Source organism: Parvularcula marina, assembly GCF_003399445.1.
Taxonomy (GTDB): domain Bacteria; phylum Pseudomonadota; class Alphaproteobacteria; order Caulobacterales; family Parvularculaceae; genus Parvularcula; species Parvularcula marina.
Genome location: NZ_QUQO01000001.1, coordinates 825,855 through 842,900 on the forward strand (window position 1 = coordinate 825,855; position 17,046 = coordinate 842,900).

Here is a 17,046-nt window from a genome sequence, read left to right on the forward strand (position 1 = left end):
CGCAGCCTATCCCAACAGCCCCTTCATCGGGCCGATGGCGTCGCTGTCCGGCAGGACGATCATGTCGAGATAGGTCATGGGCAGGCCCATATGCGGGCCGAGCGCCGCTTTCAGCAGGCTTTCAAGCGAATTGACCGGCGCGACATCGCGGTCCTCGTAAAGCGCGCCTTCGCCAAGGCCCGGCCAGCCGCCATGGATCTTCCCGCCCTCGACCGCACCGCCAGCGACAAAGCTGACGCCGCCCGTGCCGTGATCGGTTCCGGCGGAGCCATTCTCCCTCGCTGTGCGGCCGAATTCCGACATGGTGATGATCAGCGTGTCGTCCCAGACATCGGCCATGCCGGTGCGCAGGATGCCCATGGCCTGATCAAGATCGGCAAACAGCCGGTCGAGACGGCCCGTGATCGCATTATGGGTGTCCCAGCCATTCGATTCGATCAGCGCGATGCGCGGGCCATCGGCGGTGGACAGTGCATCGGCAGCAGCTTGCGCGGCGGGCGCCATTGTCTGTGCCCGGACAGCCTGTCGTTTCTCGCGCTGGGAGAGATCGGCCATCCCCTCCATCGGCGCGATGCCTTCCTCGATGGCTTGGGCAAACACCGGATCGTCCCGGTAGCTGTCGGCAAGGCGCATCAGGAAATCGCCATCGGCTTCGGGGAAGGTGCTGGGCGACCAGCTCCGCACCCCGGCCTCACCACGCAAGGCCAGCGGAACCGTGTAGCCAAACGCCATGCCGAGCCGAGCGTCGGCATCATCAAAACCCTGCAGCGCGCGGTTCAGAAAACCGTCATTAGCGCCGAAGGGCGTGCCCGAGCCATTCTCGATCAGGTTCTGGCCGTCAAAATGCGACCGCTCACGATAGCGGCTGGCAATCGCCGGGATCGGCGCAAGGTCGCCCGCCTGCCACAGCTTATGGAACTCTGTCAGCGCCGGGTGGAGGCCGAAGCGGCCATCCAGATCGAGCGCGCCATTCGCCGTGCCTGGTTTCGGGATCGCGATGCCCGGCCGGTAGCGGTAGTAGAGAGGATCGCTATGGGGGACGAGCGCCTGAAGACCGTCCTGCGCCCCGCGCTGGAAGATGATGATCAGCCTGCGGTCGGTTGGTGCCCGGCCCAGCGCCAGTGACGCCCCCGGCAGAAGGCTCGCCGCCCCCATCAGTTTCAGAAGATCGCGTCTGTCATAGCTCATCGCTTATCTCCTCTGGAATTCACGTGACGCAAGGATGAAGGCGATCGCCTCCTCCCCGGAAGGCGCCCCGCGGACGAGGCCTCTTGTCTCATCTGACGCGACATCGCCGAGCGTCCAGTTAAGGAAAACATCCGGGGCCAAACGGTTGCCGACCTTGGTCGCCAGCTCGCGCGCAAATTCGATCCGCCGCATCAGTGAGCCGGGCGCAACCCAGGCCTCCGCCGTATCAGGCCAGCCCTGCGGTGACGGCGCAGCCAATGGCTGTTGCCCCATCTGCATCAGGACACCGTTCAGCGCCATGGTCGTAATCTCTTCCCGCGCCAGCGCCCGCAGGCAGGCAACCACGAAATCTTGCGGGGATTTCGCCTTGGGCAGCGGGTCGGCCCAGACACTATCGAGGCCGACGACAGCCTTGGTAACTTCCGCAAGATCACCCTCGGTGTCGCGGAAGACTTTTGCGATACGGGCAACATCATCCTCAGGCGGATTGTCGGCAACGAAATGCCGGACGAGCTTTGTCGCAATGAAATGCGCCGTCGAAGGATTCCGCGTGAGGTCAAGCGCGACCTGCCGGAACTCGGCCGATCCGCCCTCCTGATAGATCTTGCCGAGCAAGGTCTTCGCCCCCGGCTCATGCAGCAGGAAGAAGAAGGAGCCCGGCCCGAAACGCTCCTCGACCTCACGGTTGAGGTTCTTCTCCAGCCGCGCGGATTGCCGCGCATAGCGCTGGTTCGGGATCGCCCAGCCGGTCAGGATCGCGGCCAGCGCCTCGACATCTTTTTGCGTATACCCCCCATCGACCCCGAGCGTATGCAGCTCAAGGATCTCACGGGCGAGGTTCTCGTTGATGTCCCGTTTCCGTCTTTTCCCAAAGGGCGAATTCGGCCCCACCGAGAGGATATTGTCGAGATAGATCAGCATCGCGGGATGCGTCTCGGCGGCAAACAACAGGTCCGAGAATTTCCCGAAAATATGGGGACGGATCGCTTCGGTCGCATAGGCCGAGGCAATCGAGCGGTTATAGCCCTTTTGGCGGCCTACGGAGAAATGATTGCCCCAGAAGGCAACCATGCGCTCGGTAAAGGGCTGCTCGCTGCGGATGCGTTCGGAGAACTGCTCGGTCAGCTCGGGCACCGCAACCTCGCGCGCGATGCGCCCGCTCATCTTCTGGGCGCCCTTCTCGGCATCGGCGGCGCCGGTAATGGCCTCCAGCCGCTCGCGGCTGCCGGTGAATTGCCGAAGCGCGGCGGGAATTTCCTGCTCGCGGCGGATCTGGGCCATCACCCAGGCCTTGGGGTCCCGCTGCAGCCGCGCCAGATCGCCCGGCCGGGGGCCAAGCCCGAAGCGGTGCGCGGCAATGAATGCGTCTTTTGAGGTCACGTGATCCTCCCCACTCCCTTGTCCCGGGTTGCTGAAGTGTCCTCCGCCCGCGCAGCCAGAGCAAGTCTGAAAGCGTTCCGTTCTGTCCCGAAACGTATCAGGCGCCGCTCGCCCCCCTCGTTGCCGCCCCCGCCTGCCGGTGATAGGGGCGCTGGAAAAGATTAGAACAAGGGGAAGCCTATGCCGGTCCTGACCAGCGGCATCGACACCAGAAGCGAAAGTTATGCCCGCAACAGTGCCGCCATGAAGGCGCTGGTCGAGGAGCTGAAGGCCCGGGCGCAAGAGGTCGCAGGGGGCGGCGGGGAGCGCTATTCCGAGCGCCACAAATCGCGCGGCAAGCTGCTCGCTCGCGAGCGGATCACGCGACTGCTCGACCCCGGCGCGCCCTTCCTTGAGATCGGCCAGTTCGCCGCCTGGGAGATGTACTCAAAGGACGTGATGAGCGCCGGTGTCGTCGCCGGGATCGGGCGCATCGAGGGCACCGAATGCATGATCGTCGCCAATGACCCGACGGTGAAGGGCGGCACCTATCATCCGATGACGGTGAAAAAGCACCTGCGTGCGCAGGAGATCGCTGCCGAAAACCGCCTGCCCTGCATCTATCTCGTCGAATCAGGCGGCGCCTTCCTGCCGATGCAGGATGAAGTCTTTCCCGATAAGGACGATTTCGGGCGCATCTTCTTCAATCAGGCGAATATGTCCGCGCAAGGCATTCCGCAGATCGCCATCGTGCATGGCTCCTGCACCGCCGGCGGCGCCTATGTCCCTGCCATGGCGGACGAAGCCGTCATCGTCAAAAAGCAGGGCACCATCTTTCTCGGCGGCCCGCCGCTGGTCAAGGCCGCAACGGGTGAGGACGTCACCGCCGAAGACCTTGGCGGCGGCGATACCCATACGCGGATTTCCGGCGTCGCCGACTATCTCGCCGAGGATGATGACCATGCGCTGGGCCTTGCCCGCCAGATCGTCTCCCGCCTCAACTGGGTGAAACAGGGCGAGGTCGTCATGGCCGAACCCACCCCGCCCCTTTATCCTGCTGAGGAGCTTTACGGCGTTGTCGAGACCGATGCGCGCAAGCCCTATGACGCGCGTGAGATCATCGCGCGGCTGGTTGATGGCTCCGTTTTTGACGAGTTCAAGCCGCTTTACGGCTCAACACTGGTGACGGGTTTTGCCCATCTCTGGGGCTATCCAGTCGGCATCATCGCCAATAATGGCATCCTGTTCTCCGAAAGCGCCAAGAAAGGCGCCCATTTCATTGAGCTGTGCTGTCAGCGGAAAATCCCGCTGCTCTTTCTACAGAACATTACCGGCTTCATGGTCGGCAAGGGGGCGGAACATGGCGGCATCGCCAAGGACGGCGCCAAACTTGTCACCGCCGTCTCGACGGCGCGGGTGCCGAAATTCACCGTCGTCGTGGGTGGCTCCTATGGCGCAGGCAATTACGGCATGTGCGGGCGCGCCTATGGGCCCCGCTTCATGTTCATGTGGCCCAATGCCCGCATCTCCGTCATGGGCGGCGAGCAGGCAGCTTCCGTCCTCGCACAGGTCCGCCGCGGCGGTCTGAAGGAAGGCGAGGAATGGAGTGCCGAGGACGAAGAGAAGTTCAAGGACGAAATCCGCGAAGGCTATGACCGTCAGGGCTCGCCCTATTATTCATCGGCCCGGCTCTGGGATGACGGGATCATCGACCCCGCCCAGACGCGTGATGTCTTGGGCCTGTGTCTTTCAGCCTCGATGAGCGCCCCGGTCGAAGAGACCAAATTCGGCCTGTTCAGGATGTGAGGATAACTAGAAAATGGAAAATCCGGTTCACCTAGTTGCCATACATCCACTGGATAAACTTGGAACTGTATTTACAGTTCACGGATGGCACGGCCAAGTTTCGCCTGGCGACCTGATTGAGATCAATAGCCAAACTTTCAAGGTGAAGGGCGAAGCTCGTCTAAGGCTCACAGAGAAGCCTCGAGAAAGCCTTAGAGATATAGTTCTCGACTTTAGTTACAGTACTGATTTATCCAAGTTGATAGGGCATGAAGTTAACTTCCATGCACAAGTAAAATCATGATCACCAAACTGCTCATTGCCAACAGAGGCGAGATCGCCTGCCGCATCGCCCGCACTGCCCACCGCATGGGGGTACGGACGGTTGCCGTCTTCTCCGATGCCGACTGCAACGCGCCGCATGTGCGGCTCTGTGACGAGGCAATCCATCTGGGCCCCGCCCCCGCCGCCGAGAGCTATCTCATCGCCGAGAAGATCATCGCCGCGGCCAAGCGAACCGGCGCTGATGCCATTCATCCGGGCTATGGTTTTCTCTCCGAGAACGCCGATTTCGCCGAGGCCGTGGAAGACGCAGGCATCATCTTTGTCGGCCCGACGGCCGAGACGATCCGCGCCATGGGCTCCAAATCCGCCGCGAAAGACCTGATGGAAGAAGCGGGCGTGCCCGTCACGCCCGGCTATCAGGGTGAGGATCAATCCCTGCGGACCTTCCGCGATGCGGCGGAGCGCATCGGCTATCCCGTCCTTCTCAAGGCGACCGCCGGTGGCGGCGGCAAAGGCATGCGGATGGTGGAGAATGCAGCAGACCTTGCCGACACGCTCGATTCCGCGCGGCGTGAGGCGAAATCCGCCTTTGGCGATGAGCGCTTCCTGATCGAGAAATATGTCCCCCATGCCCGTCACCTCGAAGTCCAGATCTTCGGCGACGGCAAGGGCAATGTCGTTCACATGTTCGAGCGTGACTGCTCCGTGCAGAGACGGCACCAGAAGATCATCGAGGAGGCTCCAGCCCCGGACCTGCCGCCCGCCGTACGCGCAAAGCTGCTCGAAGCGGGCGTCAATGCGGGCAAGGCCGTCAATTATCGCGGCGCGGGCACGGTCGAGTTTCTCTATGACACGGGCGGCCAGGATGGCGGTCAGGTCTATTTCATGGAGATGAATACGCGTCTGCAGGTCGAGCACCCTGTATCTGAAATGATCACGGGCCTCGATTTCGTTGAATGGCAGCTCCGCATTGCGAGCGGAGATGGCCTGCCCTACCGGCAGGAAGATATTGTCGAGCTGGGCCACGCCTTCGAAGCCCGTCTTTATGCGGAAGATGCAAGCCAGAACTTCGCGCCCTCCATCGGCACGCTCACGACCCTGCATTTACCGGGCGGCCGCGCGCGCATCGATTCAGGGGTCGAAGAAGGCCAGACGATCACACCGCATTATGATCCGATGATCGCGAAGATCATCACCCATGGCGCGCGGCGCAGCATTGCCCTCAACCGCCTTGTCATGGCGCTGGAGGAAACCCGCGTCGCGGGGCTTGAGACCAATGCCCCCTTCCTGCACCGGCTGGCCCAGCATCCGAAATTCGCGCGCGGTGAGGTCAGCACCCGGTTTATCGAGCATCACGGCAGTGAGCTTTTTGACGAGCCCGCGCCCGATGCACCGGTTTGGGCCGCGGCTGCCCTATTCCTCCGTCATGTACCCGATGCCCCGGCAGCGCCTGCCTTCCGGCTCAATCGCGCGGCACATGAAGTCCTCTGGCTGGAGCACGACGGCGAGCCCGCGCTGTTTCATCTCTACCAAGAGGAAGACGGCTATCGCGCGGTGCTGGAGCCTGATGCTTCCGCCGCCGCACGCCGCGAGGGACGCGAGGCCAAACCGGCGCAAAGCTTTACCTTCACCGGCAGCCGCGCCGCGAATGGCGAGATCAGCCTGACGGTGAATGGCCGACGCCTGACGGCGAAAGCGGCCCGGCACGGCAAGGGCGTGCGGATCTGGCTGGGGGCGGAGCAGTTCGATATCCGCCTTGTTGATCCCCTGACGGGCGCACAGAGCGAAGGCTCTGCCGAAGGCTCCCTCACCGCGCCCATGCCTGGCATCGTCACCCTGTTGAACGCCAAGCCGGGCGATGAGATCGCCGCAGGCGCCTCTCTCCTCGTCATGGAGGCGATGAAAATGGAGCACTCGATCAAGGCGCCCGCCGCCGGGGTCCTCAAAGCCTACCGGTTCTCACCGGGCGATCAGGTGAAGGAAGGCGACCTGTTGGTCGAGTTCGAGGCGGCGGAGTAAAACCCGCCGCAGGCGGATGAAAGGAATGCTTCTCCCCTCAAAAGGGGAAGCGTCATTTCACGCCGGGGAAGCTGTCGACGACCTGAACCTTGACGTCCGGAAACGAGGTCACAATCTGCACCTTGAAATCCGGGAAGGATTCAACGACCTGCCATTCCCCGCAGTCGTCGGGGAATGACTCAACGAACTTCACTTTGATGTCAGGGAACGAGTCGACATACTGGATTTTGATGTCCGGGAAGGACTCAACGAACTGAACCTTCCCCTTCAGCTCGATCCCTTTGAAGGAACAATCCGCCGCGGAAACGGCGCTCAAACCAGCCAAAAAGCTGAGAATCGGGTGTGCAAGCGCGATCATCAACGACCTCCGGTCTTCTGATCGCGCAACGCTATCCGATCGACGCTGTCAGGTACAGCGTCAGATCTCGACCTGCCGGGACATCCGCTCAGGCTTGGTGCCTGATTTCATTTCCTTCCGTACCCGCACTTCGCGGTTTGCCGGCATGATCATGATCGCAAGACACACCGCCGCAAAGCAGGCAATGGCCGGCGTGCGTAAAGGGTAATCAACGAAACTGTGCATGAAGGGTAGCCAGAAGGCAATCGACGCGGCCCGCTTGATCCGGACCTCATGCCCGCCCTGAAGGCGCCAGACCCGCACTGTCTCGCGCGCAGCAAAAAGGAAGAAGATCACAAGCAGCGCCCCGCCCATGATGCCGAACTCGATCAGCCATTCCAGATAATCATTATGCACATGATTGGCGTAGACTTCCGTGATTTCCGTCGTCCGGTCATAGATCGGGAACACCTCAGGGAAGGCGCCAAGCCCCGTGCCAACGAGCCAGTAATCCCCCAGAAGATGGGTTGAATTGGCCCAGATCGTCGCGCGCGACAGGCCGCTATCGGCCTCTCCCAAGCCAGTGCTGAGCCCGAAGGCATCAAGCAGCGGCTGGGCCCCCAAAAGCGTTCCGATGAAGCCGAGAAGGAAGACTGCCGGCACCGTAATCCGCCAGCGCAGGCCCGCAAAACGCCGGCGCCCGATGATCAGCGTCAGGGTCAGCAATAGTGTCGGTAATAAAAGCGCATAGCTTGCCAGCGAGCCAACCAGCACCACTCCGACAACGATGACAACGCCGAGCGTGCCGAGAAGGAATAGAGGTCCGACATCACGGTCGCCCGAATTCCAGGTTGACCGCGCGCGCCCCAGCACTGCACCGACAAAGGGCAGCGTCATCAGAAGGAACATACCCTGATGATTGATGTTGGAGAAAACCCCGACCGGCGAGCCTGAATTGGTGATCGAATAGAAATAGGCCGAACTCTGCGGGCCCTCCGCGAGCTGAAGAATGCCGAGTGCTATCGTCAGGATCCCAAGACCACTGATAGCCAGTGGTAATTTATCGGTCAGTCCACGCCATGACATGCGCAAAGAGAGGAGGAAGATGGCAAGCGGCGGGATCACCATGAAGAGACCGGCGAGTGTCTGCCCCGGCGTCAGGCTGATCGGCAAAGACGGGGTTTTCTCCCCAAGGATTGAAAAGCCCCGGGCAATATCATGCCCGCCCGGCAGGAATTGCCGCATGCCGCCCGGCAGCGGCACAAGCTGGAGGCCGACAAGGCAGATCCATGCCCCCGCAAGCGCAAGAAACGGCCGAGCAGCACCCGGAATACCAAAACTGCCCCCCGTCCAGAGGCTCGCCAGCAGGATGATGAGCCCAACAGCCTTCAGTAGCAGGTGTACGGAAAGCCCCGGCGCACTCGCCCCGCCTGCCACAACGAAAAAGGCAAGGATCAGCGGCATTCCCCAGACGAGATACGGCTTGATGGAGCGGAAAAGACGCTGTGTTTTTGCCATCTCAGCCTTCTCCCTCAGTACTGTCAATGGGCTCGATGGAGACCGATTTGACTTCAACTCGTGAAACGCGCGGGAACTGGCCAATCTCACCAACAAATTCGAGCTGCTGGAATTCACAACCGCGCGGCGGGATCGTCAGGGTGACTGGATCGGGCCGAGGTGCGCCAGACATCTGCCCCAGCGGCAGGGAAGCGACATAATCCTCCGCCCCCGCACATCTTAGTTTGAGTGAAATACCGCCATCTCCGGAGGCGCGCTGGCCGGTCGCGTCAGCATTCATCACATAGGTGCCGGGACCAAGCGCCATGACCTGGCGGCTGAAAAGAGTGCGCGCCCGCGCCAGATGGACAAGATAGAGCCCTCCGCCCCGCATGAATTCCGCGCGGTCATTCTCAACCGTCCAGTTAAAGGGCGGCAGCGCATTCCGCTCAGCAAAGCGTTCATTATACGGCCAGTTGATATCTTCGGCGGCAACACCGCTGAATTCGAGCCAGGCCAGAAGCGCAAGACCATACTGCCCTTCTCCGACAAGGCGCCGCAGGAATGCCTCCCGGTTCTGAGGGACGAGTTTGTTGACCTCATAGAGAAACGCAAAATCAGTAGACCCCTCATTCAGCCGTAAGGCCAGATCCGCCGTCCACCATCGTGCAGGTTCAAGCTGTTTAAGGATCGCCTTCTGTCCGGCTTCGGTCGCGGAAATTTCCGTCAGCGCTGCGAAGTAATCCCGTGCCCGGTCACGATCTACCCCGATCAGGGTAACAACCTCACGGACCGCTTCGTCATAGCGATCTTCCTCAACCAGCTTTTGCGCAATGAGGAGACGGGCGGAAAGAACTCGCGGATTGCGGCGAAGGGCCTCTTTCAGGGCGGCTTCCTGATTAGCGCCCCCGAAGAGCGCATAGGCAAAGAGTGGCTCACTGGCGAGGGGCGCAATCTCAAGCGCCTTGGTCAACCGATCCGTAAGGGCCGGTCCGACTTCAGGAAATTCCTCCGCTCCCAGAATGAGGTCATCGACACGTGATTTTGCATCCCCACCATATGGCAGGATCCCCTCACCGCCGCTGGGCAGCGCGCGAAGGCCAACAGCCACCATGGCAGCAAGACAAATGGCTGACAGGGCAAGTTTGAGACGAAAATTTTTCATGCGCCGGGCGGTCTATGCTTCCTCGCTCAGATCTTCCATCGGGCCATCATCATCGTCATGGAACAGATTGATCTTGCGTTTCTCGCGGCTGGAATCGGTCATCCGCTCATTGCCATATGCATAAGCCGATTTTCCGTAGGCATAGTGATAATAACCGTAATCATATCCGGCTTTGCGCACATCGAATTTGGTCAGGATGCCGCCGATGACATTTGAACGGCTCTCCAGCAGACGGCTGACCGTCCGCTGAGCGGCCGGGCGGCGGATCTGGCCTGCCTGAATGACGACGACGGCGGCCTCACAGGCTGCCCCGAGCGTCGGCGCATCGGTGAAGCTGAGGATGGGCGGGGAGTCGACGACGACGACGTCGAACATTTCTTCTGCCTGCCGAATGACATCGGCCAGTCGGGGGCTCGACAGGATCTCTGCCGGATTAGGCGGGATCATGCCCGACGGCAGGAGCGCAAGGTTCGGCTTGGCAAAGACCACATGGTCACGCAGCATCTCATCGCGTGTGAGCAATCCTGAAAGCCCGATGGATTCAGTGCCGTCCGTCTGGAAAGACGGCTTGCGCATATCGGCATCGATGATCAGCACGCGCTTGCCGGTTTTGGCGATGACGGTCGCGAGTGAGACAGAGGTACTCGACTTGCCTTCCCCCGGCCGTGTTGAGGTCACCAGCAGACTGCGCGGCGTGCCGGCGGGAGATGCAAATTGCAGCGCCGTTCGCGCGGAGAAGAAGCCCTCTGATATGCCTGATCTTGGATCATCAAGCGCCTTGATGATATTGCCTGCCCCTTCTTCCGCCTTCGGAATGACGCCGATGGGCGGCAGGCCCAGCTTGTTGCGCAGGTCTTCGGGTGTCTTGATGGTGTCATCAATGTAAGCGAGCGCATAAGATAGCCCGACCCCAAAGAAGAGGCTGAGGGCAAAGGCTGACGCAAGGCTGCGCGAGAGGTTCGGTTTGAACGGCACGGACGGCGCCTGCGCCATATCGACGATCGAGACCTGGCTCGAGCCTACGCTGCCAGCGATCCCGACTTCTTTCAGGCGCTGCAGCAGCGCTTCATATTGAGAGCGGTTGGTGTCCACTTCACGGCGGATAATGTCATACTGGATGCGGCGGTTGCGCGCGTCCTGCAGGATAGCCTTGAGCTCATCGACCCGTACACGGAGAGAGACTTCGGTTGCGCGTGCCGCGCGGAACTCGCCCTGCAGGCCAACAAGGATGGTCTGGCGCTCAGCTGCGATCTCTTCTTCGACGGAATCGATCCGCGCCTTGAGCTGGACCATCGACGGATAGTCCGGTTTGAATTCGCCGAGACGCTCCTGATACTCCGCAACCAGCTCAGAGCGGGTCGCTTTCAGGCGTTGCAGATCAACGCTTTCGAGCAATTGACGGGAATTGGGGTTGTCGCGGGCCTCGATATATTTCTGCTCGGCATCAATCCGCTCACTCTGCGCCATGGCGAGTTCCTGATTGAGGGCGATCAAGGAATTGGCATCGAGCGAGGAAGAGCTGTTCTCCTGATTGAGCTCTAGGATGCCCTGCTCTTCAGCATATTCGACCAGCCGGCGCTCTGAATCCTCAAGTGCCTGTTTGGTCGTCACCAGCCGTTCATTGAGGAAGCGACGGGCATATTCGGTATTGTTGTACTTCCGCTCGAGCGTGGTCTCGATGAAGTTCTCGGCAATTGCATTGGCGATACGGGCCGCTTCCTGCGGATTGTCACTAACGAACTGGACCCGGCCGATCCGGCTCTTGCCCTCCGGTGAGATCGAGAGGTTCTCGAGGATTTTTCCCGTTGCTTGAGTCAAACGCTGGCGGCGCGGCAAGTCCTGATCCGCATAACGAGGATCACCGGGCAGGCCGAGAACTTCTGCCACACGCTCGGCAAGCGACCGGCTGCGCAGGAGCGCAAACTGGGTCGCCATATATTCCGCGTCCGCCACAACGATCGGCTCGACACTTGCACCTTCCAGGATCTGGCTCTCCGTCTTCTGGAACTCGACGGTTGCCTGTGCCCGATAAAGTGGTGTGGAGCGCAAGGTGATGACAGTCGCCGCGAGCATGCCGAGCAGCACAATGGCTGCGATCAGGAACTTCCGGCCGACAATGACCTGCAGCGTCTCCCAGAAATTGAAATTGCCTGCCCGGTCTTCCTCCATGCCGTAATCTTCGTAGCCACCCGTGCCGTAAGGTGCAGCTACAGGGCGCGGAAACATTGCCACGTTAGAGGGCTGTCGGGGGTGCGGCTCAGGCGTCTGGTCTTCGCGGTGTGACATGTAGTTGGTTATTCCAAAGGCCGACTATGGCCGAGTTTCATCATTTCAGGAGATTGAGAAGGCCGAGAAACGGCGCTGCACGGACGAGGTCGCCATAGCGTGATTTGGCGCCAGACCCATCCACCACAACAATATCATTCCCATAGACCCGCGGATCTATGGCCTCGCCCTCCCTGATCTCATTGAGGTTGAAAGCCGCGGCCATCCGCTGGCCTTCGACCTGCCGAAACAGGATAACTTTCTTTTTGTTGGCCCCTTCGCTGGGACCACCAGCAAGTGCGATTGCCTGGAGTAGCGTTATGTTGCCTTCGAGCTCATAAATTCCAGGTTTGGTGACAGAACCGTCGACGGTGATCCGTTCACCGACGCTTTCAATGCGTTTGACCTGAACCTCAGGATCCTGAAGGTAATCCTCCCCCAGCTTAACCTCGAGGATGGCGGCAAGTTGAACGGGGGTGAAGCCTTCGGCCTCGACCTGCCCGATCAGCGGGAAGCGAAGCTTGCCGTCAAAATCGATCTGGTACTCGCCGCCGAGATCTTCGACGCCAAATACAGTGACACGCACCACATCGGCAGATTTGAGGACCTGTGAAGAGCTATCATAGAGCGCCGTGACATCTGGCGGGGTGGCCGGGTCGAACTGACTGTCGAAATCGTCAGCAGTCGAAGAACACGCCGCCAGCCCAAACATCGCCAACAGGAACGCGGCGATGCGGCGGCGAAGAACTAGAAGACACATGGCGGTCGGCTCCGGCATCAGCAATGGTTAACCTACGGTTCACATACTCTTGTTGCAACGCCGAAAGCCATTGATCGAACAGCGTTTTCAGCCGAATCAGCGCCTCACAACCTCAGCGGGCAATAGATAGACTCTCACCTGAGTCTGCCAGCCAGCCGAGAACCTGCTGCGATTCGCTCAATCCCTTTATTTGTCAACAAATCCCTGTGCCACCCTTGTCGCCGATTCGCGAACGCCCGCACAGCGGCGACATAAAAGTTTCATGCACTGCACAACTTGAATGGCGTTGCATTCACCCTGTCGTGGATGCGTAATTACCCTGTTGGGAGACTACTGACCGTGTCTACTTCGAGCCGCCTCCAGTCATCGCTGGGGTATTCGATGTTATGCAAAATCGCAGGAACGGGGCCTTCAAATAAAAGTCGGCCATTTCTTTCGATTGATGCTGGTAAGCGGCCGCGAACCCCGACATGTAACTCTTTGGACTCACTCCCGCCGGGGGCCGCATGATTGCGCAGAACCTGACATTGCTAGCGGAACGCTCCCAAGCGCCAGGCAATTGGCGCGTGCGTGTACTGCGCAGTTTCGGGCGGATGCGTTATCAGTTGCTCGGCGGCCTGCTGTTTGGGGTGATCTGCCCTATCCTATTGCGCAATCAGGGGCTTTTGGGCGTCCTCGCGCCCAATGACGTCAATTATCAGAACTCATTGCTCGGCACTTTCGTGGCGCTGATCCTTGGCTTCGTCATTCTGCGGAAGACCACAGCCCTCCCCGGCTCGACCGCCTTCATGAACGTCCTGCCGGCTTTCGTGATCTCTTTTGGCATCGTGATCGCCATCTTTTATGGCTTCCGTCTGAATTATTCGCGCTATCAGTTCCTTGCGAGCTTCCTCTTCATGGTGAGCTGGTTCTATTTCGTAATGATGATGATCGCGCGCATTCAGCGCCCTGCTTTCGGCATGGTTGCTGGTGGTCAGTCAAACCAGTTGCCGGGTATCTCAAGCATTGATGTGGTCGAGCTGAAATCGGTTGCGGATGCAGACCGGCTCGCCGGCTTGCCGATTGTTGCTGATTTCCGCAGTGGCCTTTCGGGAGACTGGGAGCGCTATCTGGCCGAACAGGCCGTGCGCGGACGGCTCGTCTTCAATGCGCGCCATCTCATTGAATCGCTCGAAGGCAAGGTTGAGCTGGAGCACCTCTCAGAGAACAGCCTCGGCCAGCTCTCGCTCGACCAAATCTATCGTCCGGCCAAGCGCTATGTCGATGCGCTCGCCGCTGCGATCGTCCTGCTTGTCGCAAGCCCCTTCCTGTTCGCGATCGGCGTTGCGATTCGGCTTGATTCTACCGGGCCCGCCCTTTTTCGCCAGACGCGGATCGGATTTCGCGGCGAGCCATTCACGGTCTACAAATTTCGTTCGATGAAAGTCGTCGCGCCTGAGGAAGAAAACCTGACGGGTGACATGACACAGTCCGGTGATGACCGGATTACCCGGCTTGGTCATATCCTCCGCAAGCTGCGCATCGACGAGCTGCCGCAACTGATCAATGTCGTCCGCGGAGAGATGAGCTGGATCGGCCCGCGCCCTGAGACGCTTCGCCTCTCGCGCTGGTATGAACAGGAAATCCCATTCTACCGCATCCGTCACGCCGTCCGTCCTGGCATTACCGGCTGGGCTCAGGTTTGCCAGGGGCATGTGACGAGTGTCGATGATGTCCGCGAAAAGCTTCAATATGACCTTTTCTACGTGAAGAATTTCTCGGTCTGGTTTGACGTGCTCATCGTGATCCACACGATCCGCGTCATGCTGACGGGCAAGGGCGCAAAATAAGACCTGCTGAAGCAGGCTTTTCATTTTCAGCTCCCGCAAATCGCACGATAAGTGGGAACAGTTCGGAAGTTGCGCGCGTTTTATCCGGGCGCTGTTGAAATCTGGTAGTTGTGCTCAGAAACCTGTTCAAAAAGGCGGAAGCCGTCACGCCCGCAGGCCCGATGGGGCCGCCAGGAAAACGGTGCTATGCCATTGGCGATGTGCATGGATGTGCCCGGCAACTCGAAGGCCTCCTCACCCAGATTCGCGATGACATTGTTCGACGCCCGCGAAAGAAAACGGCGATCGTCTCGCTTGGCGATTTGATCGACCGGGGCCCAGATTCTCGCGGCGTCATTGAGCAATTCATGACTTTTGCGATGCCGGACATTTCAACCCATGTGATCGCCGGTAATCACGAAGAAATGCTGATCACGGGGCTGACAGATGACCCTTCCGTCCTGCCGAACTGGCTGCGCCATGGCGGTTACGCCTTTTGCGAGAGCTATGGTTTGTCTGCGGAAGACCTGATGGGGGTAGATGGAGACACGGCCCGCACCCGAATCCTGGGGGTCGTACCCGAAGCACATCTCGACTTTCTGGCAGATACAGTCGAACGCGTGCGATTCGGTGATTACCTGCTGGTTCATGCTGGTGTGAACCCGGCCCGACCGCTCAATGATCAGAACAGTGCGGACCTGCGATGGATCCGTGATGACTTCCTCAACAGTGACAAGGATTTCGGTGCCGTCATCGTACACGGACACACCGTATTCGAGGATGTTGAGCACAAGCACAACCGGATCAGCCTCGATACTGGCGCCTATCGAACCGGCAAACTGACCGCGATCCGGCTCGAAGATGACGAGCAGGAATTGTTTGCCGCGTGCTGATTGTATCCCTGAAGACTCACACGTAAAAAATGCACGTTTACGGCATATTCCGGCCCCGAAATTCCCGTGTTCCGGTTTACAAAAACGCCGTTGCACGTTACGTGAATCAAAGGTTCAACGGGGTTTCAGAACTATGAATGCGATCAAGATTCTTGCGCCAGCTTTTGGCGCAGCTTTTCTGATCGGCGCGGCACATGCCGAACCGGTCGGGACCATGACTTCCGTCGAGGGTGAAGTGTTTGCACTCCGCGGCAACGAGACCATCGCGCTCAGCGCTGGCGACGAGCTTCTCGCAAACGACCGCGTGGTCGCTCGCGAAGCCGCTACTGCTACGATCGACGCCTATGGCTGCGCGTCGACGCTCAACTCCGGCGCAATGATCAGCGTCAATGACACGATGTGCGGTGCGGAGCCGATCAGCTTCGGTTACGCGCAAGCAGAAGGCTTTGCCTTCTCCAACTTCTTCATCACCGCAGCTCTTATCGCGACGCCAGCCATTATCGGCATCGCGATTTCTGAGAGCGACGACGACGATCCAGTTAGCCCGTAAGTATTGCGGCTTCTCCTAGAGTACCAAAAGCCACTCCTCTCGTAGGGGTGGCTTTTTTATGTGACCGTTTCCGCCTTATTTTCTAAGGGGATGCGGACGCGCTGTCGCAGACTCACTCTAGGCTTGTGGCGAGTAAAGGAGACCCCGTGACCAAGAGCGCTTTCATCACCGGCATTACCGGGCAGGACGGCTCCTATCTGACAGAGCTGCTCCTTGAGAAAGGCTACACCGTTCACGGTACAGTCCGCCGGTCGAGCTCGATTGCTCGCCCCCGCCTCGAACACCTCGTCTCCAATGATGAGATCTATAACAAGCGCCTGTTCCTTCATTATGCCGACCTTCTCGACATGACGGCGATGAAGCGATTGCTGGAAAAGCTGTGCCCGGACGAATTCTACCATTTTGCTGGCCAGTCTCATGTCGGCCTCAGCTTTGAGATCCCCGTCGCGACAGCTGACCTTTCGGCGATTGGCGCTCTCAAACTGCTCGAGCTATTCCGCGAGCTCGAGAAGCCGCCGCGCCTGATGCACATCGCCAGCAGTGAGCTTTTCGGTGCACCTGACGTCACGCCGCAAAATGAGCAAACAGCCGTGCGGCCGACATCTCCCTATGGTGCCGCGAAAGCTTTCGCATTCGACTGTGTACGTATTTACCGGAACACTTACGGGCTCTTTGCGACCAATGCGATCGCCTATAATCATGAAAGCCCTCGCCGCGGCGAAGCCTTTGTCACGCGCAAAATCGTCAAGGGCGTCGCTGATATCGTCCGGGGACGTCAATCCGTCCTCAAACTGGGAAATCTCGATGTCGAACGAGATTGGGGCTATGCGCCTGAATATGTCGAGGCAATGTGGCGGATCCTCCAGCAGGAGACGCCGGATGATTTCGTGATTGCCAGCGGAAAGCTCACAACGCTTCGGGATTTCCTTCGCTATGCTTTCGAGGCAGCGGACCTTGACTGGGAAAAACATGTCGAGATCGACCCGCGCTTCTTCCGTCCCAGCGAACCCAAGGCTTTGTGCGGCGATCCGGCAAAGGCCGAACGAGTACTGGGATGGCGTGCGCAGACAGGGCCAGAAGCGTTGGCAGAGCTGATGGTCAAAGCTGAGCTCGATGGGAATACGCCGTGACCGGA

Annotated in this window: 13 protein-coding genes; 6 read left to right on the forward strand and 7 right to left on the reverse strand. The window is 59.7% G+C overall.

Features of this window, described 5'->3' with window-relative positions:
- Nucleotides 1-6: 6 nt before the first annotated feature.
- Entirely contained in the window at nucleotides 7-1,188 is a 1,182-nt protein-coding gene (locus DX908_RS03785) for a DUF1501 domain-containing protein (RefSeq protein WP_116391115.1), read from the reverse strand.
- Nucleotides 1,189-1,191: 3 nt separating this feature from the next.
- On the reverse strand, nucleotides 1,192-2,568 hold the full coding sequence (locus tag DX908_RS03790; protein ID WP_158548461.1) for a DUF1800 domain-containing protein: 1,377 nt from the start codon (nucleotides 2,566-2,568) through the stop codon (nucleotides 1,192-1,194).
- Between the two features lie 180 nt (nucleotides 2,569-2,748).
- On the opposite strand from DX908_RS03790, the gene DX908_RS03795 reads away from it, so the two are divergent.
- Together DX908_RS03795 and DX908_RS03805 are read left to right on the forward strand one after the other, a co-directional pair.
- Nucleotides 2,749-4,353 (forward strand): carboxyl transferase domain-containing protein, encoded by a 1,605-nt coding sequence (locus DX908_RS03795; RefSeq protein WP_116391117.1) that lies wholly within the window; start codon nucleotides 2,749-2,751, stop codon nucleotides 4,351-4,353.
- 279 nt (nucleotides 4,354-4,632) lie between these two features.
- Nucleotides 4,633-6,636, forward strand: coding sequence for an acetyl-CoA carboxylase biotin carboxylase subunit (locus tag DX908_RS03805; RefSeq protein WP_116391119.1), 2,004 nt, complete (start codon nucleotides 4,633-4,635; stop codon nucleotides 6,634-6,636).
- A gap of 52 nt (nucleotides 6,637-6,688) precedes the next feature.
- Here DX908_RS03805 and DX908_RS03810 read toward each other — a convergent pair whose 3' ends face one another.
- From DX908_RS03810 to DX908_RS03830, 5 genes are all read right to left on the reverse strand, one after another.
- Complete coding sequence (locus DX908_RS03810; protein ID WP_116391120.1) at nucleotides 6,689-6,994, reverse strand: 7(1) septoil knot domain-containing protein; 306 nt, start codon at nucleotides 6,992-6,994, stop codon at nucleotides 6,689-6,691.
- A 60-nt stretch (nucleotides 6,995-7,054) separates the two neighbouring features.
- A complete protein-coding gene (locus tag DX908_RS03815) occupies nucleotides 7,055-8,491 on the reverse strand; it encodes an O-antigen ligase family protein (protein ID WP_116391121.1) in 1,437 nt (478 codons plus the stop codon).
- Nucleotide 8,492: 1 nt separating this feature from the next.
- On the reverse strand, nucleotides 8,493-9,635 hold the full coding sequence (locus DX908_RS03820; RefSeq protein WP_116391122.1) for a tetratricopeptide repeat protein: 1,143 nt from the start codon (nucleotides 9,633-9,635) through the stop codon (nucleotides 8,493-8,495).
- A gap of 12 nt (nucleotides 9,636-9,647) precedes the next feature.
- Nucleotides 9,648-11,861: a GumC family protein gene (locus DX908_RS03825; protein ID WP_116391123.1), complete on the reverse strand. Its 2,214-nt coding sequence runs from the start codon at nucleotides 11,859-11,861 to the stop codon at nucleotides 9,648-9,650.
- Between the two features lie 100 nt (nucleotides 11,862-11,961).
- On the reverse strand, nucleotides 11,962-12,678 hold the full coding sequence (locus DX908_RS03830; protein ID WP_116391124.1) for a polysaccharide biosynthesis/export family protein: 717 nt from the start codon (nucleotides 12,676-12,678) through the stop codon (nucleotides 11,962-11,964).
- A 488-nt stretch (nucleotides 12,679-13,166) separates the two neighbouring features.
- Here DX908_RS03830 and DX908_RS03835 point away from each other — a divergent pair, with 488 nt between their 5' ends.
- The 4 genes from DX908_RS03835 (at nucleotide 13,167) to DX908_RS03850 (ending at nucleotide 17,041) form a co-directional block, all read left to right on the forward strand.
- Nucleotides 13,167-14,489, forward strand: coding sequence for a sugar transferase (locus DX908_RS03835; RefSeq protein WP_116391125.1), 1,323 nt, complete (start codon nucleotides 13,167-13,169; stop codon nucleotides 14,487-14,489).
- Nucleotides 14,490-14,599: 110 nt separating this feature from the next.
- The gene (locus tag DX908_RS03840; protein WP_116391126.1) at nucleotides 14,600-15,361 is read left to right on the forward strand and encodes a metallophosphoesterase; all 762 of its coding nucleotides are present in this window, start codon (nucleotides 14,600-14,602) and stop codon (nucleotides 15,359-15,361) included.
- 133 nt (nucleotides 15,362-15,494) lie between these two features.
- The gene (locus tag DX908_RS03845; protein ID WP_116391127.1) at nucleotides 15,495-15,911 is read left to right on the forward strand and encodes a hypothetical protein; all 417 of its coding nucleotides are present in this window, start codon (nucleotides 15,495-15,497) and stop codon (nucleotides 15,909-15,911) included.
- 146 nt (nucleotides 15,912-16,057) lie between these two features.
- Complete coding sequence (locus tag DX908_RS03850; protein ID WP_116391128.1) at nucleotides 16,058-17,041, forward strand: GDP-mannose 4,6-dehydratase; 984 nt, start codon at nucleotides 16,058-16,060, stop codon at nucleotides 17,039-17,041.
- Nucleotides 17,042-17,046 lie beyond the last annotated feature (5 nt).